The 22001-nt window shown below is 71.7% G+C and carries 18 protein-coding genes; 9 read left to right on the top strand and 9 right to left on the bottom strand.

All coding sequences use genetic code 11. The features are described 5' to 3' along the window. Positions 1 to 47 precede the first annotated feature (47 nt). Complete coding sequence (locus tag F9C12_RS40920) at positions 48 to 1292, top strand: sensor histidine kinase (protein ID WP_409464034.1); 1245 nt, start codon at positions 48 to 50, stop codon at positions 1290 to 1292. Then, a complete protein-coding gene (locus tag F9C12_RS40915; protein WP_009079732.1) occupies positions 1289 to 1915 on the top strand; it encodes a response regulator in 627 nt (208 codons plus the stop codon). Before F9C12_RS40920 ends, F9C12_RS40915 begins: the two co-directional genes overlap by 4 nt. Here the strand turns inward: F9C12_RS40915 and thrS are convergent. Next, positions 1912 to 3120: a threonine--tRNA ligase gene (gene thrS / locus F9C12_RS40910; RefSeq protein WP_409464033.1), complete on the bottom strand. Its 1209-nt coding sequence runs from the start codon at positions 3118 to 3120 to the stop codon at positions 1912 to 1914. The genes F9C12_RS40915 and thrS overlap by 4 nt on opposite strands. A gap of 177 nt (positions 3121 to 3297) precedes the next feature. Further along, positions 3298 to 4482 (bottom strand): dephospho-CoA kinase, encoded by a 1185-nt coding sequence (gene coaE / locus F9C12_RS40905; protein WP_409179673.1) that lies wholly within the window; start codon positions 4480 to 4482, stop codon positions 3298 to 3300. Between the two features lie 512 nt (positions 4483 to 4994). Here coaE and F9C12_RS40900 point away from each other — a divergent pair. Continuing rightward, on the top strand, positions 4995 to 5216 hold the full coding sequence (locus tag F9C12_RS40900) for a hypothetical protein (RefSeq protein WP_409464032.1): 222 nt from the start codon (positions 4995 to 4997) through the stop codon (positions 5214 to 5216). Positions 5217 to 5264: 48 nt separating this feature from the next. Here the strand turns inward: F9C12_RS40900 and F9C12_RS40895 are convergent, their stop codons facing one another. Next, entirely contained in the window at positions 5265 to 5705 is a 441-nt protein-coding gene (locus tag F9C12_RS40895) for an OsmC family protein (protein WP_409464031.1), read from the bottom strand. A 157-nt stretch (positions 5706 to 5862) separates the two neighbouring features. Between F9C12_RS40895 and F9C12_RS40890 the strand changes: the two genes are divergently transcribed. Next, positions 5863 to 6495, top strand: coding sequence for a TetR/AcrR family transcriptional regulator (locus tag F9C12_RS40890; protein ID WP_409464030.1), 633 nt, complete (start codon positions 5863 to 5865; stop codon positions 6493 to 6495). A gap of 84 nt (positions 6496 to 6579) precedes the next feature. Here the strand turns inward: F9C12_RS40890 and rpsA are convergent, their stop codons facing one another. Further along, positions 6580 to 8073 (bottom strand): 30S ribosomal protein S1, encoded by a 1494-nt coding sequence (gene rpsA / locus F9C12_RS40885; protein WP_009079744.1) that lies wholly within the window; start codon positions 8071 to 8073, stop codon positions 6580 to 6582. A gap of 346 nt (positions 8074 to 8419) precedes the next feature. On the opposite strand from rpsA, the gene F9C12_RS40880 reads away from it, so the two are divergent. The 5 genes from F9C12_RS40880 (at position 8420) to F9C12_RS40860 (ending at position 13507) form a co-directional block, all read left to right on the top strand. After that, positions 8420 to 9271 (top strand): class I SAM-dependent methyltransferase, encoded by an 852-nt coding sequence (locus tag F9C12_RS40880; protein ID WP_409464029.1) that lies wholly within the window; start codon positions 8420 to 8422, stop codon positions 9269 to 9271. A 17-nt stretch (positions 9272 to 9288) separates the two neighbouring features. After that, the gene (locus tag F9C12_RS40875) at positions 9289 to 10182 is read left to right on the top strand and encodes a GNAT family N-acetyltransferase (RefSeq protein WP_409464028.1); all 894 of its coding nucleotides are present in this window, start codon (positions 9289 to 9291) and stop codon (positions 10180 to 10182) included. Positions 10183 to 10290: 108 nt separating this feature from the next. Next, positions 10291 to 11019, top strand: a complete 729-nt coding sequence (locus F9C12_RS40870; protein ID WP_409467152.1) for an ATP-binding cassette domain-containing protein — start codon at positions 10291 to 10293, stop codon at positions 11017 to 11019. A gap of 26 nt (positions 11020 to 11045) precedes the next feature. Next, complete coding sequence (locus F9C12_RS40865; protein WP_409467151.1) at positions 11046 to 12941, top strand: YhgE/Pip family protein; 1896 nt, start codon at positions 11046 to 11048, stop codon at positions 12939 to 12941. After that, complete coding sequence (locus F9C12_RS40860; RefSeq protein ID WP_409179667.1) at positions 12938 to 13507, top strand: TetR/AcrR family transcriptional regulator; 570 nt, start codon at positions 12938 to 12940, stop codon at positions 13505 to 13507. The genes F9C12_RS40865 and F9C12_RS40860 overlap by 4 nt, the downstream gene beginning before the upstream one ends. Before the next feature lie 451 nt (positions 13508 to 13958). Here F9C12_RS40860 and F9C12_RS40855 read toward each other — a convergent pair whose 3' ends face one another. The 5 genes from F9C12_RS40855 to F9C12_RS40835 are packed head-to-tail and all read right to left on the bottom strand — an operon-like array spanning position 13959 to position 21644. After that, entirely contained in the window at positions 13959 to 15260 is a 1302-nt protein-coding gene (locus F9C12_RS40855) for an ABC transporter substrate-binding protein (protein ID WP_409464027.1), read from the bottom strand. Continuing rightward, positions 15257 to 16345, bottom strand: coding sequence for a hypothetical protein (locus F9C12_RS40850; RefSeq protein WP_409464026.1), 1089 nt, complete (start codon positions 16343 to 16345; stop codon positions 15257 to 15259). The genes F9C12_RS40855 and F9C12_RS40850 overlap by 4 nt, the downstream gene beginning before the upstream one ends. Then, positions 16342 to 17736 (bottom strand): VWA domain-containing protein, encoded by a 1395-nt coding sequence (locus F9C12_RS40845; protein ID WP_409464025.1) that lies wholly within the window; start codon positions 17734 to 17736, stop codon positions 16342 to 16344. Before F9C12_RS40845 ends, F9C12_RS40850 begins: the two co-directional genes overlap by 4 nt. 18 nt (positions 17737 to 17754) lie before the next feature. Beyond that, the gene (locus tag F9C12_RS40840) at positions 17755 to 20019 is read right to left on the bottom strand and encodes a tetratricopeptide repeat protein (RefSeq protein WP_409464024.1); all 2265 of its coding nucleotides are present in this window, start codon (positions 20017 to 20019) and stop codon (positions 17755 to 17757) included. After that, a complete protein-coding gene (locus F9C12_RS40835) occupies positions 20016 to 21644 on the bottom strand; it encodes a serine protease (RefSeq protein WP_409464023.1) in 1629 nt (542 codons plus the stop codon). The genes F9C12_RS40840 and F9C12_RS40835 overlap by 4 nt, the downstream gene beginning before the upstream one ends. Between the last annotated feature and the right edge of the window lie 357 nt (positions 21645 to 22001).

Here is a 22001-nt window from a genome sequence, read left to right as displayed (position 1 = left end):
GGGGCTCGCTGACGCCTCCGGCGGTGGGGTGGAAAGAAAGGACGCCGGTGCGGTGGCACCGGTGGTTCAGCCAGGCCGAGACCGTGCTCGCGTGGCTCCTGCTGGCGGTCTCCGTCCTGCTCACCGTGCTGGGCAGCGGCCGGACGAGCGACTACCGGACGGCCACCCTGCTGATCGCCGCCGGCGCCGCGGTCTGGCTGCTGCTGACGACCGTCGTGCTCAGCCCGAAGCTCCGCGATCACCCGGTGACCGCCGCGGTGGCGTTCGCCGGGGTCGTCACGCTCGGCGCGATCCTCGAAGGGCGCGAAACGTACTTCGTCATCTTCATGGTCTACGCGTTCTTCGCCGCCATGCGGATGAAGCCGATGGTGCTGGCCGTGCTCGGCATCGGCATCACTTCGCTGCTGATCAACACCATGACGCTCGGCGGTCCGATCCACGCTCTGACGGTTTCGCCGGGGGTCTGGATCTCGCTGGTGATCGTGCAGACCGCGGCGATCAGCGGCGGGGGCGCGGTGTTCGCCGCCGTGGGCAGGCAGAACGCCGAGCGCAAGCGGATGCTCGACCAGCTGGCCGCGGCCGAGGCGGAGAACCGCGGGCTGCAGCGGCAACTGCTCGCCCAGGCGCGCGAGGCGGGCGTGCTCGACGAACGGCAGCGGCTGAGCCAGGAAATCCACGACACGCTCGCGCAGGGCTTCACCGGGATCATCACCCAGCTCGAAGCCGCTGCCCAGGCCCGCGACGACGCGGCGGAATGGGAACGCCACCTCGCCGCGGCGACCCAGCTGGCCCGGGAAAACCTCACCGCGGCCCGGCGTTCGGTCGCCGCGCTGCGCCCGGAGCCGCTCGAAACCGCGACGCTGCCCGAAGCGCTCGCCGAGGTCGCCCGGCTGTGGAGCGAGCGCACCGGCGTCCCGGCGGAATTCTCGTCCACCGGGACCGCCGTCCCGCTGCATCCGGAGCTGGAGGCCACCCTGCTCCGGGTCACCCAGGAGGCACTGTCCAATGTGGCCAAACACGCGCGGGCCAGCCGGGCCGGGATCACCCTGTCGTACATGGGCGACGAGGTGACGCTCGACGCACGCGACGACGGCGTCGGCTTCGATCCCGCGCATCCGCCCGCGCCGCCGTCGGCGGAAGGCGGCCACGGCCTGCCCGGCATGCGGCGGCGCGCGGAACGGCTCGCCGGCGCCCTGCACGTCGAGTCCGAACCGGGCGGCGGCACCGCGATCTCGGTGCGGCTGCCCGCGATCCCGGCTGCGACACTGGATCCGACCGAGGGGGCCCCATGACCATCACGCTGCTCATCGCCGACGACCACCCGATCGTCCGGGACGGGCTGCGCGGCATCTTCACCGGCGAGCGCGGTTTCGAGGTGCTCGGCGAGGCCGCGCACGGGGCCGAGGCGGTCACGCTCGCCGAGGCGTTGAAGCCGGACGTCGTGCTGATGGACCTGCGGATGCCCGGCACCGACGGCGTCGCCGCGATCACCGAACTCGCCCGCCTCGGCAACCCGGCGCGGGTGCTCGTGCTGACCACCTACGACACGGATTCCGACGTGCTGCCCGCGATCGAGGCGGGCGCGACCGGCTACCTGCTGAAGGATTCGCCGCGCGAGGAACTGTTCCGCGCCGTGCGCGCCGCCGCCCGCGGCGAGGCGGTCCTCTCCCCCGCGGTCGCGAGCCGGATCATGGGCCAGATGCGCGCACCGGCCCAGGAACCGTTGTCGCAGCGGGAAATCGAGGTGCTGAACCTCGTCGCGCGCGGGTCGACGAACAAGGAAGCGGCGAAGAAGCTGTTCATCAGCGAGGCGACGGTGAAGACGCATCTGCTGCACGCGTACGCGAAGCTCGGCGTGAAGGACCGCGCGGCCGCGGTGGCGGTGGCTTTCGAACGCGGTTTGCTCGGGTCTTAGCCCCACAGCTCCCTGGTTTTCGCCGCCACCCGCGCGACCACCGCGGCCACGAATTCCTTCCCGGGCAACGGATCCAGCCTCCGGCCGTCCCTCAACCGAGGCGCGACCAGCCCTTCGTCGACCTCCCTCTGCCCGACCACCGCTTGATACGGCACCAGCCGCCGGTCCCGGATCCGAGCGCCCAGACTCCCCCGGTCCGCCGGGACGACCTCGGCGCGCAACCCGGCCTCCATCGCCTCCTCGGCGACCGCTTCGGCTGCCGGAAGTTCCGCGTCGCCGACCGGGAGCACCGCCACCTGCACCGGGGCCAGCCACGGCGGGAACGCGCCGCCGTGTTCCTCGATCAGCTGGGCCAGCACGCGTTCCAGGCTGCCGAGCACCGCGCGGTGCACCAGCACCGGCCGGTGCGCGCGGCCGTCCGGGCCGATGTACTCGAGCCCGAACTGCTCCGGCTGGTGGAGGTCGATCTGCACGGTGGACAGGGTCGACTCGCGGCCGGCGCTGTCGGCGATCTGGACGTCGATCTTCGGGCCGTAGAACGCGGCTTCGCCGGGACCGCGTTCGTACTCGACGCCGTCGAGCGCGTCGACGAGCACCTCGGCCGCGCTCTCCCACGCCTCGGCCGCACCGGCGTACTTGCCGCGGTTGTCCGGCAAGGAAAGGCGGTAGCGCGCGGGTTTCAGGCCCAGGTCGCGGTACACCCGGCGGATCAGCGCGAGCGCGCCCCGCACCTCCGCGCCGACCTGCTCGGGACGGCAGAAAAGGTGCGCGTCGTTCAGCTGGATCGCCCGCACCCGGCTGAGCCCGCCGAGGACGCCGGACAGTTCGGCGCGGTACATCCCGCCGAGTTCGGCCAGCCGCAGCGGCAGTTCGCGGTGGCTGCGCTCCCGCGACCGGTAGATCAGCGCGTGGTGCGGACAGAGGCTCGGCCGCAGCACGACCTGCTCGCCGCCGACGTCCATCGGCGGGAACATGTCGTCGCGGTAGTGCGCCCAGTGGCCGGAAAGCTCGTACAGCTCGCGTTTTCCCAGCACCGGCGACGAAACGTGCCGGTAGCCGGCGCGGCGTTCGGCCTCGCGGACGTACTCCTCCAGCACGTGCCGGATCGCGGCGCCGTCGGGCAGCAGATACGGCAGGCCCGCTCCGATCAGCGGGTCGCTGCCGAACAGGCCGAGTTCCCGGCCGAGTGCGCGGTGGTCAGGCATGGCGGTCTCCTCACGGAAGGCGAGGCGAGCGCACGAGCGGGCCCGGGGCGCTCGCCCCGGGCTCGAATGGCAGTGTTCAGCGCGCCGGGACGGGATCCGGCGTCGTGGTGGACTGGGCGCGCTTCATGCCGTGCACGGTAGCCCCGCGCCCGGCGGCACCGCACCTGGTTTTCCGCCTCAGGGCTTCCAGCCGCTGTGCCCGGCCCACTTCTCCGCGCGCACGAACGCCGCGTTGACCCAGCCCTGCTTCTCCTGCGCGTACTGCTCGACCGTGCCGTCCGCGGAATGCTTGCGCGCCAGCTCTTCCTTCACCTCGGCGTAGCCGTCGCGCTCCTCCGGATGCGCCCGGATCCAGTCGCGGAACAGGAGCGCGAGCCGCCACGCCGGGGTTTCGGTGGACCGGACGTGCAGGTTCACCGGCCGTTTCGGGTCCGCGCTCTGGTGGAACCGCTTGAGCCACTTGCCTTCGCCGCCCTGCGGGTCGTCCCACCATTCGCCTTCGCGGCGCGGGAAACCGGCGTCGGCGAGCGCCTCGGCGAGCGCGTCCGCGTCGTCCAAAGAGGACACGGTGAGCTGGAGGTCGAGGACGTCCTTGGCGGGAAGGCCCGGCACCGCGGTGGACCCGATGTGGTCCGCGCGCACCAGCCGCGGACCCGCGATCTGCCGCAGCCGCGCCAGCCGCCGTTCGGCCTGCAGCGGCCAGCTCGAATCGTAGGGAGAGATCACCGGCGAGGCAGGCGGACGCGGTTTGCGCAGCCGGAGATTCGCCTCGAACGGCACCAGCCGGTCCGCCCACAGCGCGTCCACCTCGGCGAGCACGACGTCCGGCGTGCCGCCGTTGTCGAGCCAGACGTCCGCGACCGCGCGGCGCTGCTCCTCCGCGGCCTGCGCGCGGATCCGCGCCCGCGCGTCGGCCTCCGGCATGCCGCGCACCTCGACCAGCCGCCGCACCCGCACCTCCACCGGCGCGTCGACCACCAGCACCAGGTGATACGCGGGCGCGAGGTCGTTCTCCACCAGCAGCGGCACGTCGTGCACCACCACCGCGTCGTCGGCGGCCGCGGCCATCAGCTCGCCGGTGCGCTGCCCGACCAGCGGATGCACGATCGAGTTGAGCCGCTTGCGGGATTCGTCGTCGGCGAACGCGCGCGCGGCGAGCGCGGGCCGGTCCAGCGACCCGTCCCCGGCAAGGATTTCCTCGCCGAACGCCTCGGTCAGCGCGGCCAGCCCCGGCGTGCCCGGCTCCACGACCTCGCGCGCGATGCGATCGGAATCGATGACCACGGCCCCGTGTTCGGCCAGCCGGTTCGCCACCGTCGACTTCCCCGCACCGATCCCGCCCGTCAGGCCCACTCGCAGCATGGCCACACCTTACTGTGCCGATGATCGGCTATCCGACCACAGCCACGGCCGAACGACTCCGCCGCGGCGGGCAGGCGCCGCGGCGGGGTCGGCCTGCTCTCGGCCACACGAGAGCGAGCATTACCCACCCGACCACAGCCACGGCCGAACGACTCCGCCGCGGCGGGCAGGTGCCGCCGCGGGGTCGGCCTGCTCTCGGCCACACCAGAGCGAGCGACCATCGCCCACCCGACCACAGCCACGACCGAACGACCCCGCCGCACCAGGCAGGCGCCGCCACGGGGTCGGCCTGCTCTCGGCCACACCAGCAACGAGCACCGCCGTCACCCGCTCAGGCGACATCGGACCTCTGCACGTGCAAGCGCACAGGTACCCGCACACCCTCCGCGCAAACGCAAGCACTTTTTCGGGCGTAGCCGAACTGATGTGGGTGACACGCCGCGTGCTTGCGCTGTTTTCGCGGGTCGAGTGCGTACCGTGCGCGGCGGAAGGGTCGCCCACACGGAGGAACAATGGCGGAGAAGCACGTCGGGAAGCACCGGCTCGGCACCCCGGGTCTGGTGCACTGCGTCTCCTATCGCCAGGTCTCGGAAGCACTCGAGGAGTACCGGCGCACGTGGTTCAGCGCGCTGCTCGTGCCCGCGAAGCACAGCCTGGCCGGCCTCCGCCGGCGCGCCCGCGAAGCCGCCCTCGAACGTGCCTGGGTGCCTTCGGTTTCGCCGGAACGCGCCTGACCCTCCGCGGCTCCGCCGCCTGACCCGGAAATGCGCGCCCGCCCGCGATCAGACCTCGCGGGTTTCGATCGCGATCTCGTGGCTCAGCGTGCGGTGCACCGGGCATTTGTCCGCGATTTCCAGCAGCCGCGCGCGCTGGGCGTCGTCGAGGTCGCCTTCCAGCGAGATTTCCCGCGTGATCCGGCTGAGCATGCCGACCTCGGTCTCGCAGCGTTCGCAGTCGCGGGCGTGGATACGGTCGTGCCGGAGCCGGACGGTCGTGCGGGTCAGCGGGATTCCCTTGCGGTCGGCGTACATCCGCAGCGTCATCGAAGTGCAGGTGCCGAGCGCGGACAGCAGGAGGTCATACGGCGTGGGACCGGCGTCCGCGCCGCCCACGCTCACCGGTTCGTCGGCGAGGAATTCGTGGCTCGCGGTCGTGACGCGCTGGGTGTAGCGGCCGCTTCCGGCATCGGTGACGACGACAGTGCCGGGCTCCGGCTGGGTCATGGGGACGGTTTCCTTCTGCTCGGGGAGGCGCGGGCGGTCGCTTGTGGACGGTCCGGGCGCACCGGAACGACGTTCCCAAGAAGCCGGGAATATCGTATCTTCTGCTTGCGAGACGCGGACGCGCTTCCCGCGGAGCACGGGCAAAGGGGGGTGGGAGATGGCCACCCGGCATCTCTCGACACGGCCGGCGGAGCAGCACAACCGCGGCCGCTTCCTCGACGCGGCGTTGACCGTGCTCACCCAGCGAGGCGTCGCCGGGTTGACCGTGCGCGCGGTGGCGGAACAGGCCGGGGCGTCCACGATCACCGTGTACACGCGCTTCGGCGGCCGCACCGGTTTGCTGGACGCGTTGTACGAACGCGCTTTCGACTTGCTGGGCGAGGAACTGCGCACGGTTCCGCGGTCCGAGGACGACGGGATCGCCGATCTCGTGGAGGTCGCGCTCGCCTACCGCCGGTTCGCGCTGGAGAGCCCGGCTCGCTACGGCTTGATGTTCGAGCGTTCGGTGCACGACTACGATCCGGATCCGGCGTTGCGGTCGGGAGTGCTGCGCACGAGTTTCGCCGAGTTCGTCGCGAAAATCGAACGGGTCGCCCCGCCGGACGTCGTCGCGGAGGAATGCGGCTATCTGCTGTGGACGTCGATGCACGGGCTGGTGAGCGTCGAACTGACGATCCGCTCGCAAAGCCCGCTCGACGACTGGTTTCTCGGCGCGGACGAAACCGCGCACGAAACGATGTACCGGCGCGGCGTGCGCGCGACGATCGACGGGCTGGGCCTGCGCGCCTGACTCCGCGCCCGGCTCCCGGAAACAGTTCGGCCCCGGTCCGTGCGGACCGGGGCCGAAACCGTCAGAGACTCAGCGAGTCAGCGCTCACGCGCCGCCCGACAGCTTCTCGCGCAGGGCCGCGAGCTGCTCGTCGCTGGCGAGCGTGCCGCCGCTCTTCGCCTCGACCGGAGCGGACGAGGTGTAGCTCTGCTCGCCGCCCTCGATGCCGGTGGCGGCGTCGGCAGCGGCTTCGGCGTCGGCCTCGGCGGCCTTCTTGACCTGGGCCATGTGCTGCTCGTAGCGGGTGTGGGCCTCGGCGTACTGCCGCTCCCACTCCTCGCGCTGCTTGTCGAAGCCTTCCTGCCACTCCTGCGTGTCCGGGTCGAAGCCCTCGGGGTAGATGTAGTTCCCCTCGGCGTCGTACTCGGCGGCCATGCCGTACTGGGTGGGGTCGAACTCGGTCTCCGGCGTGACGCCCTCGTTCGCCTGCTTCAGCGACAGCGAGATGCGGCGGCGCTCGAGGTCGATGTCGATGACCTTGACCATGACGTCGCCGTTGACCTGGACGACCTGCTCCGGGATCTCCACGTGGCGCTCGGCCAGCTCGGAGATGTGCACCAGGCCCTCGATGCCCTCCTCGACGCGGACGAACGCGCCGAACGGGACGAGCTTGGTGACCTTGCCCGGCACGATCTGGCCGATCGCGTGGGTGCGGGCGAACTGGCGCCACGGGTCTTCCTGGGTCGCCTTCAGCGACAGCGAGACGCGCTCGCGGTCCATGTCGACGTCCAGGACCTCGACCGTGACCTCCTGGCCGACCTCGACGACCTCGGACGGGTGGTCGATGTGCTTCCAGGACAGCTCGGAGACGTGCACCAGGCCGTCGACGCCGCCCAGGTCCACGAAGGCGCCGAAGTTGACGATGGAGGACACGACGCCCTTGCGGACCTGGCCCTTGGCGAGCGCGTTGAGGAACTCGCTGCGCACCTCGGACTGGGTCTGCTCGAGGTAGGCGCGGCGGGACAGGACCACGTTGTTGCGGTTCTTGTCCAGCTCGATGATCTTCGCCTCGAGCTCGCGGCCGACGTACGGCTGCAGGTCGCGCACCCGGCGCATCTCGACCAGCGACGCGGGCAGGAAGCCGCGCAGGCCGATGTCCAGGATGAGACCGCCCTTGACGACCTCGATGACGGTGCCCTTGACGGGCTCGTCCTTCTCCTTGAGCTCCTCGATCGTGCCCCAGGCGCGCTCGTACTGGGCGCGCTTCTTGGACAGGATCAGACGGCCTTCCTTGTCCTCCTTCTGGAGGACAAGGGCTTCCACCTCGTCGCCGACGGCGACAACCTCTGCCGGGTCGACATCGTGCTTGATGGACAGCTCGCGCGAGGGGATGACGCCCTCGGTCTTGTACCCGATGTCGAGCAGGACCTCGTCGCGGTCGACCTTGACGATGGTGCCTTCGACGATGTCTCCGTCGTTGAAGTACTTGATCGTCTTGTCGATAGCCGCGAGGAAGTCTTCCTCCGACCCGATGTCGTTTACGGCGACCTGCGGGGCCCCGGTCGGGGCGGTCGGGGCGGTGGCGGTGTCGGTGGTCATTAGGCGGGTTGCTCCGGTGGATGGGTGTCGTAGGTGGATGTGAAGTTGGCTACCGAAAGTGCACGCGGCGGGCCCCGCAACCGGCATGCGGCGACCCTGCTCAAACGTCCGGCGACCAAACGTTCCACCAGTGAACGACCGCGGCATGACCCGCTGACGATGCGCGGCCCCGGCGGGTAGCCGCCCGGGCAGCGCGAACCCCACTGCGCTAACACGTATCGTACGCGGGCCCCCGCGGGGGACACAATCAGGGTCGCCCTGGGCTCCCGGTACCTTCCTTCCAACGTTTCCGCCGGTCCGGGCATTCCCGCGCCCCGGACGGCCGCACCCGGGAGAGGAGACCGGCATGCCCGAGCCCGCCGCGGCCCCGGCGGCCCGCCACGCGAGCGCCGAGGAACGGCTCGGCACCGTCGGCGTCGCCCATCGCGAGGTCGGCGGAAACGAAGCGGAAGCCGCGAATCTGGCCTGGTGGGACGCGGATGCCGACGATTACCAGGCCGCCCACGGCGGATTCCTCGGCGACGCCGATTTCGTCTGGTGCCCGGAGGGCGTGCGCGAGGAGGACGCGCGGCTGCTCGGCGACGTGCGCGGCAAGCGCGTGCTCGAAATCGGCTGCGGGCAGGCCGCCTGCTCGCGCTGGCTCGCGGGCGCCGGAGCCGAACCCGTCGCCACCGACCTGTCCGGCGGCATGCTCCGGCACGCCCGCGAGGGGAACGCGCGCACCGGCGCGGCGGTCCCCCTCGTGCAGGCGAACGCCGAGCGGCTCCCGTTCGCCGCGGCCAGTTTCGACGTCGCCTGCTCCGCGTTCGGCGCGCTCCCCTTCGTGCCGTCGCTGGAGACCGTGTTCGGCGAAGTGCGCCGGGTGCTGCGCCCCGGCGCGCCGTGGGTCTTCTCGGTGACCCACCCGATGCGGTGGATCTTCCCGGACGACCCCGGGCCGCAGGGGCTCACCGCGACGCAGCCGTATTTCGACCGCACGCCGTACGTCGAGGTGGACGACGACGGCGCGGCGACGTACGTCGAATACCACCGCACGCTCGGCGACTACGTGCGCGCGCTCGCCGCCTCGGGGTTCGCGCTGGAGGACCTCGTCGAGCCGGAATGGCCGCTGGGCCACACGCGCACCTGGGGCCAGTGGAGCCCGTTGCGCGGCAGGCTGTTCCCCGGCACCGCGATCTTCCGCACGCGGCGCGACTGACCGGCTACGCTGCGGCAGTGAGCTCCGCCGGCCGATTCGCCGCACTCGACCCGCTCCTGCCGCCGCCCGTCCCGCTCGGGAGCGGCGACCGCCTGCGCGCGGTGACCGCGTCGGGCACCCAGGTTTCCGCGATGCTCCAGCGTTACCGGCACGGTCCGGGCGACGCTCCCCTGCTGTGGTCGGCGGCCGAGGTGTGGCAGCTGTTCCCGGACCCGGAGACGGCGGGCACCGAAGCGTTCGACGCGTTGCTCGGCGCGCTTCGGTCCCAAGTGGACACTGAAGCGCCGGGCGCCGATTCGGCGTGCGTCGTCAACTGGCCGAGCCGCGACGCCGAAGCCATCCGCGCCTTTCTCGACCACGGGCTGGTTCCGTTGTCCGCCTTGGCCGTTCGCCCCGCCGTCGCACCGGAAGAGAGCGCCGCGGACGCGTCGATCCGGCTCGCCGGGCCCGGCGACTACCCGGCGGCGCTGGCGCTGTGCACCGCGACCTTCGACTACACCGGCCTCGTCGCGCACCGGAAACGCGAGCAGACCGCGGAACTGCTCGGCCCGGCGCTGCGCCGCGCGCTCGGCGAGAAGGCGACCTGGCTCGCCGAGGTCGACGGCGAAATGGCGGCGCTCGCGCAATGCGACTGGGTCGAGTCCGCGCCCGGGAACGAGGCCGCCGAACTGCTGCCGGCCGGCCGCTGGGGGTACGTGAACAACGTCGTCACCGCCCCGGCCAGCCGCGGCCGCGGGATCGGCCGGGCGCTGATGGCCCGCGCGCACCGCGAACTGCTGAACCAGGGCGCGACCGGCACCTACCTCTACTACAACCCGACCAATCCCCTGTCGTCGGTCTTCTGGCACCGGCAGGGCTACCGGCCGCTGTGGACGTCCTGGGAGGCGCACCCTGCGTGGGCGTTGCGCTGAGCCGTCCGCTCTTTGGTGTGACGTCCGGCGAGCCGCCTTGCCGACCCCCGCGGGCCGGGTCTAACTTTTGAACTGACTGGTCAGTTCAAAATCCGTGGAGTGTGTCCTGTGCAGGTCCGTGCCGACCGGGTGTCCCTGAAGGGTCCCCACGGCCCCTTGTTGCCGCCTACCTCGCTCACCGTCGAGGAGGGCTGCCTCACCGTGGTGCACGGCGAGCCGGGCGTCGGCATCACCGCGCTCGCGCTGGCGCTGGCCGGACGGCTGAAGCCGACCACCGGCACCGTGACCGCCGAACCCGAGGGCGACCTGCGGCGGCTCGTGGCCGTCGTGGACTCGCCGAGGGTCAGCGAGCCGGACGAAGCCTTGTCGCTGCGCGTCGTCGCCGCCGAAGAACTGGCGCTCGCACACCGTCCTTCCAGCAAGGATGCTGTCACAGCTTGGCTCTCCCAGCACGACGCGGCGCCGTATGCCGACAGCCGGTTCGAGAATCTCGAGCCCGCGCTGCGCATCCGGCTGCTCACCGCGCTGGCCGCCGAACGCGACGACGTGCGCGTGCTCGTGCTCGACGCCCCCGACCGGCACACCAGCGACGTCGAGACCTGGGCCGCGGTCGCTAGGGAGCACGCCGCCCGCGGATTCGCGGTGGCCGTGCTGGCCGCGACGACGCCGGAGCCGGCGCTCCCCTGCCCGCCCGCCAAGGTCGGCGAGACCGAGCAGCCGGACCCGGTCCGGCTCTACGCCCCGCCGGAGCCCGCCGAAGCCGAGCAGACCCGGCAGCTCCCGGAAACCGCCGAACTGACCGCCGAAACCGAGAACTCCGAGGGAGACCGGGCATGACCACCCCCCACAAGCGGGCCGGCGGACTGAACGCGTTCCGGATCGCGGGCAACGAGCTGCGCCGGCTGTCCACCGGGACGCTGCCGAAACTCGCCATGTTCGCGCTCGTGCTGGTGCCGCTGCTGTACGCGTCGTTCTACCTCTACGCGAACTACGACCCCTACGGCCGGCTCGACAAGCTGCCCGCCGCGGTGTTCACCGAGGACGCCGGCGCGAAGGATGCCAACGGGGCCGAGCGCAACGTCGGCCGCGAGGTCACCGACGAACTGGTGAAGTCCGGCACCTTCCAGTGGCATCAAGTGTCCGAAAAGGACGCCCGGGACGGCGTGCGGGACGACAAGTACTCGTTCGCCATCGGCATCCCGCACGACTTCTCGAAGGCGCTGCTGTCGTCCGGCAATTTCGAGCCGGAGCAGGCGACCATCACGCTGACCACCAACGACGCCAACAACTATCTCTCCGGCACCATCGCGAAACAGGTGGCCGACCAGGTCCGCAAGACGATCGCGGAGAAGGTGGGCAGCGAGGCCGCGGACAAGTTCCTCGTCGGCTTCTCCACCATCTACGGCAAGACCGCCGAGGCCGCCGACGGGGCCAAGCAGCTCGCCGACGGCGCGGCGAAACTCCAGACGGGGCAGCATCAGCTGGCCGACGGGGCGGGCCAGCTCGCGACCGGGTCGGCGAGCCTCGCCACCGGGCTGGGCACCCTCAAGTCGAGCACCGCGCAATTGCCGAGCCAGACGCAGAAGCTCGCCGACGGGGCGGGCCAGGTGGCCGACGGCAACCAGAAGGTGGCGAACGCCGGCTCGCTGGCCGCGTCCGCGTCGTCCGACGTGATGGGCCGGATCGACGGCTACCGCGCCCAGCTGGCCGCGAAGCTGCAGGAATCCGGGATGCCGGAGAACCTCAAGGACTCGATCCTGGCCGACTACGACAAGCTGCGCACGGACGCGAACCAGGCGAACGGGAAGATCCAGTCCGCCAACGGCGACCTGCAGAAGCTCTCCAGCGGCGCCCGGCAGGTGTCCGACGGGGCGCACCAGCTCGCGGCGGCCTCGCCGCAGCTGGCCAGCGGGATCGCGCAGGCATCCGACGGCGCGAACCAGCTGCGCGACGGCGCGGCGAAGCTCAACGACGGCGAGAAGACCGCCGTCACCGGCACCGACCAGCTCGCCGACGGTTCGGCGAAGCTGCGCGACGGGCTGGCCGCCGGGCTGAAGCAGATCCCGAACCCGGACGACCCGACCCGCACCGCCACCGCGAACACGATCGCCGACCCGGTCGCGGTCACGTCGAACGGCGTCGCCTCGGCGGGCACCTACGGCGCCGGGCTCGCGCCGTTCTTCATCTCGCTGGCCACCTGGATCGGCGCGTTCGTGCTGTTCCTGCTGATCCGCCCGCTGTCGACGCGCGCGCTCACCGCCGGCGCGGCGCCGCTGCGGGTCGCGCTCGGCGGCTGGCTGTCCTCGGCCGTGCTGGGCCTGGCGCAGGTGATCGTGCTGTTCGCCGCGGTGACCTGGCTGGTCGGCATCCACGTGGCGCACCCGCTGGGCGCGATCGGCTTCGCCTGCCTGGTGTCGCTGGCGTTCACGTCGATCGTGCACGCGCTGAACGCGCTCTTCGGCGCGGTCGGCAAGTTCCTCGGGCTCGTGCTGCTGGTGCTGCAGCTGGTGAGCGCGGGCGGCACGTTCCCGTGGCAGACGATCCCGGACGCGCTCTACCCGCTGCACATCGTGCTGCCCATGGGCTACGCCATCGACGGGTTCCGGCACCTGCTCTACTCCGGCGCGTCGCTGCAGATCCTCGGTGACGTAGGGGTGCTGGTCGCGTACCTCGTCGGAGGGATCCTGCTGTCCACTCTCGCGGCGCGCAAACACCGGGTGTGGTCGGTCTCGGCGCTCAAGCCCGAGCTGAGCCTGTGAGAGAAGCGACCAAACGGAAGCTCTTCGAGGCCACTTTGCGGCTTTCGGCCAGCCGCGGTCTCGTGGGGCTGACCGTGGACGACATCGCGGCCGAGGCCGGGGTCGCCAAGGGGACCGTCTACTACAACTTCGGGTCCAAGGACGGGCTGGTCGACGCGCTGCTCCGGTTCGGCGTCGACCTGCTCGCCGGGCGGCTGCGGGCGGCCGGGACGGAGGACGATCCGCTGGCGGTGATCGAGGCCCAGGTGGACACGACGCTGGAGTTCATCGCGGAGCACCCGGGGTTTTCGCAGATCGTGGTCAGCGAGCTGTGGCACACGCCGGGGCGGTGGCACGACACGTTGGCGCTGCTGCGGGAGGAACTGATCGCGGTCGTGAAGGCGCAGCTGGAGCGGCTGGACGCGGCGGGACGGCTGCCTCCCGGGGTGGACATCGCCACCGCGGCCGCCGGGCTGTTCGGGACGATGCTGGTGGTGGCGCTGGACTGGCAGGTGTTCCATCCCGCGCGGTCCCGGGCGGACGTGGTGGGCTCGGTGATGTTGCTGATCCGAGGGTTGAAGAGGTGACGCGGCGGGGCCCGGCGGTCGGTGCCGGGCCCCTCGAGGGTCAGTGGCAGTTGGCGCAGCAGCCGCAGCCCTTGCCGGTGCAGGCGGAGCAGCATCCGTGCCGCAGGACGGTCTGGAACAGGCGCTTGATCATGGCTCGGTCCTTCCGGGTCGGTCATTCCTGCGTGGGTCACGCTAAGCGGGGCGGCTGGGGTCGGGGTACCGCTGACCGGGCAGGCGGGCGGGTGAATCCCCGGGGGGTGGGGGCGGCGGCTCGTCGCCTGGCGGCGACATTGCGCCGGGAGGGCGGGCGCACCACCCCGAAGTTTTATTGTGCTGACGGTTCGGGGGTGCTTGTCAAGGCGGGAAAGATGCCTTGACAAGCACCCCCGAACCGCAGGGAGGCTTCGTATCGGGGTTGGGGGGCGGGGTGGGTGCTTCCATCGGTGGGTGCGGCGGTGGCGGTTCGCGATTACTGTCCGCAGGGGACGTTGAGCCATTCGGTTTTGGGGATGGCTTTGCGGGTGTCGTCCAGGCGGGTTAGCAGGGTTTCCAGTTGGGCTGGGTCCGCGGTGTATTCCAGGATTGCTCGGTAGAAGGCGCCGGTCATGGTTTTGGGCATCAGGTCCGAGGCGTCGAAGCAGACTGGTTTTCCTGAGGTGAGGGTGTCGGCGACCTTTTTTCGCACGGGGTCCCGGTAGACCTCCTTCGCTACCGCGGCGCCTGCGGAGAAGGCGGTCGCGTTCGGGTTTCCGGCCCAGATCTGCTGGGCTTCCGGGGAGACCAGGAAGTCCAGGAACTGGCGGGCTTGCGGGGTGTCGGAGAACATCGCGGCCAGGTCTGCTGAGACCTCCGAGGCACCGGAGCCGGGGAACGGGAAGAAGTCGTAGTCGGTTCCTGGTTGCGGGCGGGGGCCGGTTTCGTTGTGCAGGTGCATGGTTTGGTAGCTGGCCATCGCGAACGAGCCCTGGTGTTCCATGCGGCAGCCCGGCGGGTCGGCGAAAAGGGGGCGGGCCGCGTCGCGGAAGTCGGTGAGCAGGGCGGCTGGGGCGCCGCCTTGGATGCCGCCGGGGCGGACGACCAGGGCGCCCCAGTCTTGGAAGGCTTTGCGTACGGGGTCCGAGGTCCACGGGAGGGTGCCCGCTGCCCATTGGCGATAGATTTCCGGGCCCGCGGAGTGCAGGAGGATGTCTTCCACCCAGTCGGTGCCCGGCCAGCCTGAGGTGGGCGGGGCGGCCAGGCCCAGGCACCACGACGGGTGCTGGCCGGCCGCCAGGGTCACCAGCTGCGGCCAGGTCGTGGGTTTCGGGCCGGGGAGGGTCGCCGGACGGTACCAGATCGCGCTCTTCAGGTCCGCTTTCACCGCGACGGAGTAGAGCTTGCCGGTGCCGAGGCGTTGCAGGTCGACCCATTGCCTGCCGTAGAAGGATTCGGCTTTCCGTTCCAGGAAGTCGAGGGGTTTGCTTTCCTGGCGGCGGGCGTAGTCGGCCAGCAGGCCCGGGCTGGACAGGACTGCGATGTCCGGGGCGGCGCCTTGCTGGACGTCGGCGGCCAGGACCTGTTCGACGGCTCGGGTGCCCTGATAGCGGACCTCGATGCCGGTCTTCTCCTCGAATCGTTGCTTGACTTGGTTGAAGGCGGCTTCCTCGCCTTCGGTCCACACGCCGAGCACTTGCAGGGCATTGCTTCCCGCGGAGACTCCGCACGCCGATGAAGTCGCTGCCAGCGCGGCGGCGGCCAGCAGGAGCAGCTTCTTCCACAGTGGACAGTTCATGCGCGGTACCGGTATTCGTCGATCCGCCGGTACAGCCCGGCGACCACCAGGGCGCCCGCCAGGATCAGGGCGGCGGGGACCAGCACCGGCAGGCCGCCGGATTCGGTCGCTGCGGTTCCGGCGGTCTTCACGGCGCGGGCGGCCGAGGTGATCGCGTTGTGGGCGGGGGCGGCGGAATCGCCGGCGGCCCGGGTTTGCCGGCGGAAATCGTCCACAGTGGACCCGCAGCCGGGCGGGCCGCAGCGTTCCTGCAGGAGGGCGGCCAGGCGGGCGTGGCCGCCGGCGTCCGCGGCTTCGATGCTTTTCTCCCGGACGGCCACCGCGTCGTCCACGCTGGCGCGGACCGGGTCGAGCCGTCCGGCCAAGGCGAAGGCCGCCAGCAGGCCGGCGACGACGCCGAGTCCGAGGACGGTCGCGCCCAGCAGGGGCGGGTTCACGCGGCGGCGGAATCGCCTGCGGAGGAACACTTGCGCGGCCACCAGCAGGGCGAGCAGCACGAGGGGCGGCAGCAGCCAGAGGATCAGCAGGCCCGCGCTCATGCCGGCGCCGGAGATCTGCCGGTCCAGGGCGGCGCGTTCGTCCTTTTGCAGTTTCCCCAGCAGTTCCAGCACGTTGTCGGGTGCGTGCAGCAGCCGCGAGGCGTACCAGAGGTCGGCGAGCCCGACGAGTTCGCCGCCGGGTTGCCGGAAGTGCGCGTCGGCCTGGCCCATCGCACCGGAGTACGACGCGACCAGGCCTTCGACGGTCTGCAGAGTTCCCGCGCCGGCGTCGCCCGCCTGGTTGAATTCCGCGACGCGCGCGAGGCTCTGGCTCGCCGACGCCATCCGGTTTTCGTACTCCTGCCCGGGACCGGCCAGTTTCGCCTCGCCCGACGCGAAACTGGCGACCGCCGCGGCGTCGGCGGACACGAGGGCGTCCCGCGCCGCCGCGACCTCGAGGATCGCCCGGCTGGTCGCGGACGAGACCTGTTCGGCGGTCCGGACCACGCCGCTCACCGCCAGGGACGAAGTGACCAGCGCGATCACGGTCCCGGCGAGCAGCACGGCCCGGATCCGCACGAGCGCCTGCCGCGTCCGCAGCGTCACGCGGCACCTCCGTCCAGCCGCTCCCCGCACTCCTCGCAAAAGCGCGCGCCGGACGGATTCGGGGTCTCGCAGCCGGGACAGACCGCCGGTTCGGCGTCCGGCGGCGACGCGGGGCGGGCGTCGCGGGGCTCGCCGCCGACGTTCGAGACCGTGGAGACCAGCAGGTTGAGCAGTTCGCTGCGGGTGACCTCGGGACGCAGCCGCACGCCGGCTTCGTCCGTCTCGACTACCCGGGCGAGCCGCCGCAGCACCTCCTTGTTGCCGGTCCGCGTGGCGATTTCGACGGCCTGGCCCCATTCCCGCGCCGCCCGTGCGTGCTCCCCCGCGGCGTACGCCTCGTCGGCGTTCACCAGTGCCTCGCTCAGCTCCGCGTGCATGGTGTAGCGGCGGACCTTCGGGTCGACCAACGTCGGGGCTACCGGGTCGCGGGTCCAGTGGGCCAGCACGGGCACCGTTGAATCCGCGACGCCGTCGACCTCGACCCAGGCGAGCATCCGGTCGAAGCCGTACTCCGGCGGCGGGTCCGCCGAGACCTCCACCGCGAGCTGGAATTCCCGGGTCTCGCCCGCGCTCCACGAACCGAGCGAAAGGACCACTTTCCGCTCGCCGTCGGGAACGCAGCGCGAGGTCAGGTCGTATTCGCTCGGCCAGACCTGCTTCACGAACCGCAGCGTGGTCTGCTCGGTGACGCCGATGCGCAGCCGCGCCGACGGGATCACCTTGGCGAGCGCCGCCGCCATCAGCGCGCGGAAGTCGTCGACCAGATCCTCGTCGCGCACCACCGAATCGACGGAGCCGCGCAGCACCCGGCCGATCTCGACCAGTTCGGCTCGTTGCCAGCCGTCGCCGATTCCCCTTGCGTCGCAGACGAATTCGCCTTCGCAAGCATCTAATTCGCGACGCAGCGCTTCCGCGGATTGCGACTGGTTGTTCCCGTCCGTCAACAGGATCGCGTGCCGCACCGCGTCCGGCGCCGAAGCGAACAGGTGCCGCGCGCATTCCAGCCAGGTGCCCATCGCCGTGCCGCCGACCGCGACGAACCGCTCCACCGCGGCAACCGCCGCCGCCCGGGTTTCCTCCGATGCGACCGCGAGACCGGGTTCGGCCGGATACGCCAGATCGGCGCGTTCGGTGCCGCGGACGACGGCGAAGCGGACACCGTCCGGCAGGGCCCAGATCGCCGCGGCCGCCGCCCGGCGCGCGGCGGCGATCTTGGTCGGCGGGTAGCGCATCGACGTCGAGCAGTCGACCAGGAGCACCTCCGCCCCGGGCGGCCGGGACCCCGCGTCGCCGTTCTCGCGCGCGGAAACGGTGACCACGGCCTGCATCGCGGTGTCGCCTTCGCCGAGGTAGCGGTTCTGATGGACCTCGACGTCCCAACCCCTGCTCATCCCTCGCCCCTTCGCCGCCTACACCCAGGTCGTCGGCCTCGTCTCGTTCGCCCGGTCGACCAACGCGTCGTGGTACTCCGCCGAACCCGCCCGGCGCGCGATCCGCCGGTACGACTGCTCCGCCAGCAGCCGCAGCCCGTGCTCGTCGAGGCGGTCGCCGAGCACCGGGCCGGGCGGCAGGCCGCGCATCCCGGCCAGGAAGCACCGCAGCGCGCTCTCGCGGACCTCGGCGGTGAGCCGGTCCGCGGTGTCGCGGTCCACTTCCAGCGCGGACAGCCGCTCGATCGCCTCGGTCAGGTCCTCGAGGCCGGGCAGCGCGTCCCCGGCCGGCAGGACGCCCGCCCGCACGCGGATTCCGGCGATCCGGGCCGCTTCGTCGTGTCGCGAGTACTCCGGGACCTGGTCCAGCAGTTCCACCGCCGCCGTGCGCTCGTTCAGCTGCAGATGCCCGCGGGCCAGCCCGAACACGGCGTTGACCTGCAGGTGGTCTCGCACCCAGAGCGCGTCGTAATAGCGTGCCGCCTTCTTCGGGCCGCCACAGTGCTCCGCGCACAGGCCGAGCGCGAGCTTCGGCGTCTCCTCGCCCGGGATGTCGCGGTGGACGCGCTCGAACCAGGTTTGCGCGGTCTCAACCGCGCCGGTGGCGAGTGCGACCAGCCCGCGGTGCCAGGCGATCCGCCAGTCGTGTTTGGCCCGGGCACCGAGCAGTTTCCCGGCGGCGTCCACTCGCCGGGCGGCCTGCTCGGCACCGGTCGAGTCCGTTTCGGACAGTTCGAGCCAGGCGCGGCAGCGGCGCAGCTCCACCTCGACGGTGGAATCCGCGCGGTCGAGTTTCTTCAGCAGCCGGGCGGGATCCGGTGCGCGGACGGTGCGCAGGAAGGCGACCGCCGGGTCGTGCGGATCCTCGTGCGGCACCGGCAATCCGAGCGCGATGTCGAGCGGCGCGGGCAGCGCGCCGAGCGGGCCCGCGGTGCGCCGGGCCCACTCCCCGACCGGCCGCGGCTGGCCGAGCCCGGCGTCCAGCAGGACCGCCGCTTCGGTGAACAGCGTGGAGATCGACGGCCGCGACTGCCGGTCGCGCAGCGAGAGGATTTCGTGCAGCACGCCGTCGAGCTGCACGAGCATTTCGCCGGCGGTGGCGAACCGGTGCTCGTACGGACCGGTCGCGCGGTCGAGCACCTGGGTGAAGGATTCGACGCCGAGCGCGATCCGCTTGTCGGCCGGACGCGGCCAGCCGTCGCTGCAGCGGAACAGGTCTCGCAGCGTCGCGCCGACGGTGTGGATGTCCGAGCGCACGGTGAGCCCGTGCTCGTCCAGCTCGGTCGCGCTGACCTGGAAGCGCGGGTTGCCGACGATCGGGCTGGTCTGGTCGCCGATCTTGCGGATCGCGCCGAAATCGATCAGCTTGACCCGTTTCTCGCCGTGGATCACGTTCTGCGGGCTCAGATCGCAGTACAGCAGCCCCTGGTCGTGCAGGTAGCCGAGCGCGGTGAGGATCTCCCGGCCGTAGGCCACGACGTGCTCGACGAGCAGCCTGCCTTCGGGCCCGTCGAGCATCGCGCGGCCGCGCCGCATCACCTCGGTGAGCGGAAGGCCGTCGACGAACTCCATGACGATGTAGCGCGCGTCCGGGCCGCCGTGCGGATCGGGATGCGTGGCCACGTCGTGGATCCGCACGATGTTCGGATGGTCGAGCGACGTCAGCACCTGGCTCTCGGTCTCGGCGATCCGCACCGCCGCCTCGTCGCCGGTGTTGAGCAGGCCCTTCAGCGCGACGTACTGCTTCAGCCGCAGGTCGGTGCCGAGGTACACGTAGCCGAGTCCGCCGCGCGCGATGCAGCCGTGCACCTGGTAGCGGCCGTCCACCACATCGTCCGGAAACAGCTTGGGAGAGAAGGAAAACGGCGTTCCGCATTGCGAGCAGAAACCCTCGGTGCGCGCGGGACGGCCGCCGATCGAGCGGCCGACCGGCGCGCCGCAGCCGCGTTTGCCGCAGTACCGTTCGTCCTCGGCGACGTGCGGATCCGCGAGAACCCGGCCGGCGATGTCCGGCAGGACGACCACGGGCAGCGGGACGTAGTCGTCGCCGGTGCCGTGGCCGGCGGTCTGCTGCTCCCGCGTGACGACGGTGTCGGCGATCCGGCTCGCGCCCGGGGCGGGGATGACGAGCGTCGCGTCGGCTTTCGGTTTCTGCGGCTCGGATCCCGGGGCCCAGCCGCATCGCGCGCAGAATCCGGCGCGGCTGATCGTGCCGGAGCAGTCCGGGCGGGCGCAGGCGGTCATCGGTTCCCCTCGCGCACCGCGGCGCCGAACTCCTCGACCGCCGCCGCGGCCCGCTCCGGATCGCACGCGCCCTCGTACAGCAGCTGCCAGGCGTTGGCATACAACGAATCCAGCAGCGGATCCTCGACCCGGCCAGCGGCGCGGGCGCGCTCGCCGTAACCGTCGAGGCGAAACCGCAATTCGGTGCGGCGGTCGCGCGCGGCGTCGAGCCGGTCGCGGGCCGCTTTCGCCGCGGCCAGATCGGCGGCCAGCACCTTGGCGACTTCCTCGACGTGTCGCTCGGCCCACGCGACCTCACCGAGATCTGCGGCTTCCTGCAACCGGCTCACCGCGCCCCGGCGGCGACGCACGCGCGGCGGCGGAACGTCGCCCACCACGAACCGCGGGGCCAGCTCGGCGATGTGCTCCTCGAGAGCGGCGAGTTCGCCGATCTGCTTGTCCAGCGCGGAAATCCGGCGAGCCAGCCCTTCCGGCCGCCCTCCGCTCCGGCGCGACCGCAACTCGGTCAGCCCCGGCGACGACTCCCGGCGGAAACCGAGCGCGAGCCGGATCCCGAGCCCCGCGGCGCGATCCGCGAGCGGCGCGAGCACCTCGCCGATCAGCCGTTCCGGTTCGGCCGCGTCGTCGATCGCGTTCACCACCACGGTGCGGCCGAGGCCCGACCGTGTCCCGCCGTTGTCCAGCGTGAGGTCGAGCCGCTCCGCGAGCCGCTGCCGCACCTGAGCCGACGTTTTGCCCGCCGCGTCCACCGCGAGATCGACACTTCCGGCCGGCGGCAAGGTTTCCTTCGCCAGGGTGTCGCGCAGTTCGTTCGCCGCAGCCGAACGCTCGCGGTCGGCGAGCACCACCGCGAGGTCGAGCGCGGCGGCCTTCGCGGACCCGGCCTCGCCCGTCACGACGATCCACACGCCGTGCCCCTCGCCGAACCAGCCCACGACTTCGCGGGCGAACTGCGGGTCGTAAGCGACGCGGTCCAGCTCGCGACCGAAAGTCTGGTCGACCGCAGGACTCCCCCGCCCCCACCGGTCCGCGCCGAGATAGCCGAGAATCGTCTCGACCGGGATCATCCACGCGACCCGCTCGCCCTCGGCCCGGTAGCGGGACACGACCATGCCGACCACGCGGCCGGTCTCCTCGTCGAGAACCGCGGTGCCGCTGAAGCCGCCGGTGATCGGCTGGTCGTCGTTCTTGCGGCCGAGCTGCACCCATTCGCAGCCGGGCCCGCCCTCGCCGGCGAGTTCGCCGAACGTCCACAGCCCTTCGTCCGCGCCCGCCGGAAACCCGTAGGCGCGCACGGCTTGGCCGTCGGACAACGGCATCCGGTACAGCGGAGCACCCGCCGCTCCCGGCACCCGCTCGGCCAGCCGCAGCACCGCGATGTCGCCGCGCTCGTCCGGCCCCGGCGGCACCCACGCGCCCGGCAGGACGCGCCCCGCGGCGACCGGCGTGCCGGGCAGCCCGACGAAGTCGACCAGGACGTCCGCGTCCGGCCCGCCCGCCCGCTCGACGACGTGCGCGCAGGTGAGCACATGGTCCTCGTCGAGCATGGTGCCTGCCCCGCGGATCCCGCCGAACCGGTCGCGCAGGCGAACCCGCCAGCGTCGACGCTCGGCCTGGTACCCCACGGGGGGACCCTACGCCGGGCGGTCGGCGGGCCGGGCGGCGTTCGCGGAAAGTGGCCCACGCTGGAGCAGCAAGCTCACCCGTTCAGCGGCGTGGCAGAACTTCTCGTGGGTGACGCTGGTTTCGGGGAGTGATTCTGTGGTGGCGAGCGGACAACAAACCCTTGGTGGCGTTCGTGCTTTTGCTGCTCGGGCGGGCCGGGCTTGCCGCAGCGGACAGGAAGCGGGCCGGGTGGGTCGACGGCGAAGCCCTGGCGCGGATTCGTGCTCGGTCAGCCGGATTCGCTGCTGATTTCGTTGCGCGAGTGGCTGTTCCGGCTCGCACCGCTGCTGCCATGCACAGCGGTGCCCCGGATTCGG

Source organism: Amycolatopsis sp. GA6-003, assembly GCF_046267895.1.
Classification (GTDB): Bacteria; Actinomycetota; Actinomycetes; order Mycobacteriales; family Pseudonocardiaceae; genus Amycolatopsis.
This window is presented reverse-complemented; position numbering and strand designations above follow the sequence as displayed.

Bases quoted from the DNA above. Each gene is read 5' to 3' on its own strand.
- F9C12_RS40915 (WP_009079732.1), top strand. From the start codon at position 1,289: ATGACCATCACGCTGCTCATCGCCGACGACCACCCGATCGTCCGGGAC.
- F9C12_RS40890 (WP_409464030.1), top strand. From the start codon at position 5,863: ATGGCCACCCGGCATCTCTCGACACGGCCGGCGGAGCAGCACAACCGC.
- thrS (WP_409464033.1), bottom strand. From the start codon at position 3,120: ATGCCTGACCACCGCGCACTCGGCCGGGAACTCGGCCTGTTCGGCAGC.
- F9C12_RS40900 (WP_409464032.1), top strand. From the start codon at position 4,995: ATGGCGGAGAAGCACGTCGGGAAGCACCGGCTCGGCACCCCGGGTCTG.
- rpsA (WP_009079744.1), bottom strand. From the start codon at position 8,073: ATGACCACCGACACCGCCACCGCCCCGACCGCCCCGACCGGGGCCCCG.
- F9C12_RS40895 (WP_409464031.1), bottom strand. From the start codon at position 5,705: ATGACCCAGCCGGAGCCCGGCACTGTCGTCGTCACCGATGCCGGAAGC.
- F9C12_RS40845 (WP_409464025.1), bottom strand. From the start codon at position 17,736: ATGAGCAGGGGTTGGGACGTCGAGGTCCATCAGAACCGCTACCTCGGC.
- coaE (WP_409179673.1), bottom strand. From the start codon at position 4,482: ATGCTGCGAGTGGGCCTGACGGGCGGGATCGGTGCGGGGAAGTCGACG.
- F9C12_RS40840 (WP_409464024.1), bottom strand. From the start codon at position 20,019: ATGACCGCCTGCGCCCGCCCGGACTGCTCCGGCACGATCAGCCGCGCC.
- F9C12_RS40880 (WP_409464029.1), top strand. From the start codon at position 8,420: ATGCCCGAGCCCGCCGCGGCCCCGGCGGCCCGCCACGCGAGCGCCGAG.
- F9C12_RS40855 (WP_409464027.1), bottom strand. From the start codon at position 15,260: ATGAACTGTCCACTGTGGAAGAAGCTGCTCCTGCTGGCCGCCGCCGCG.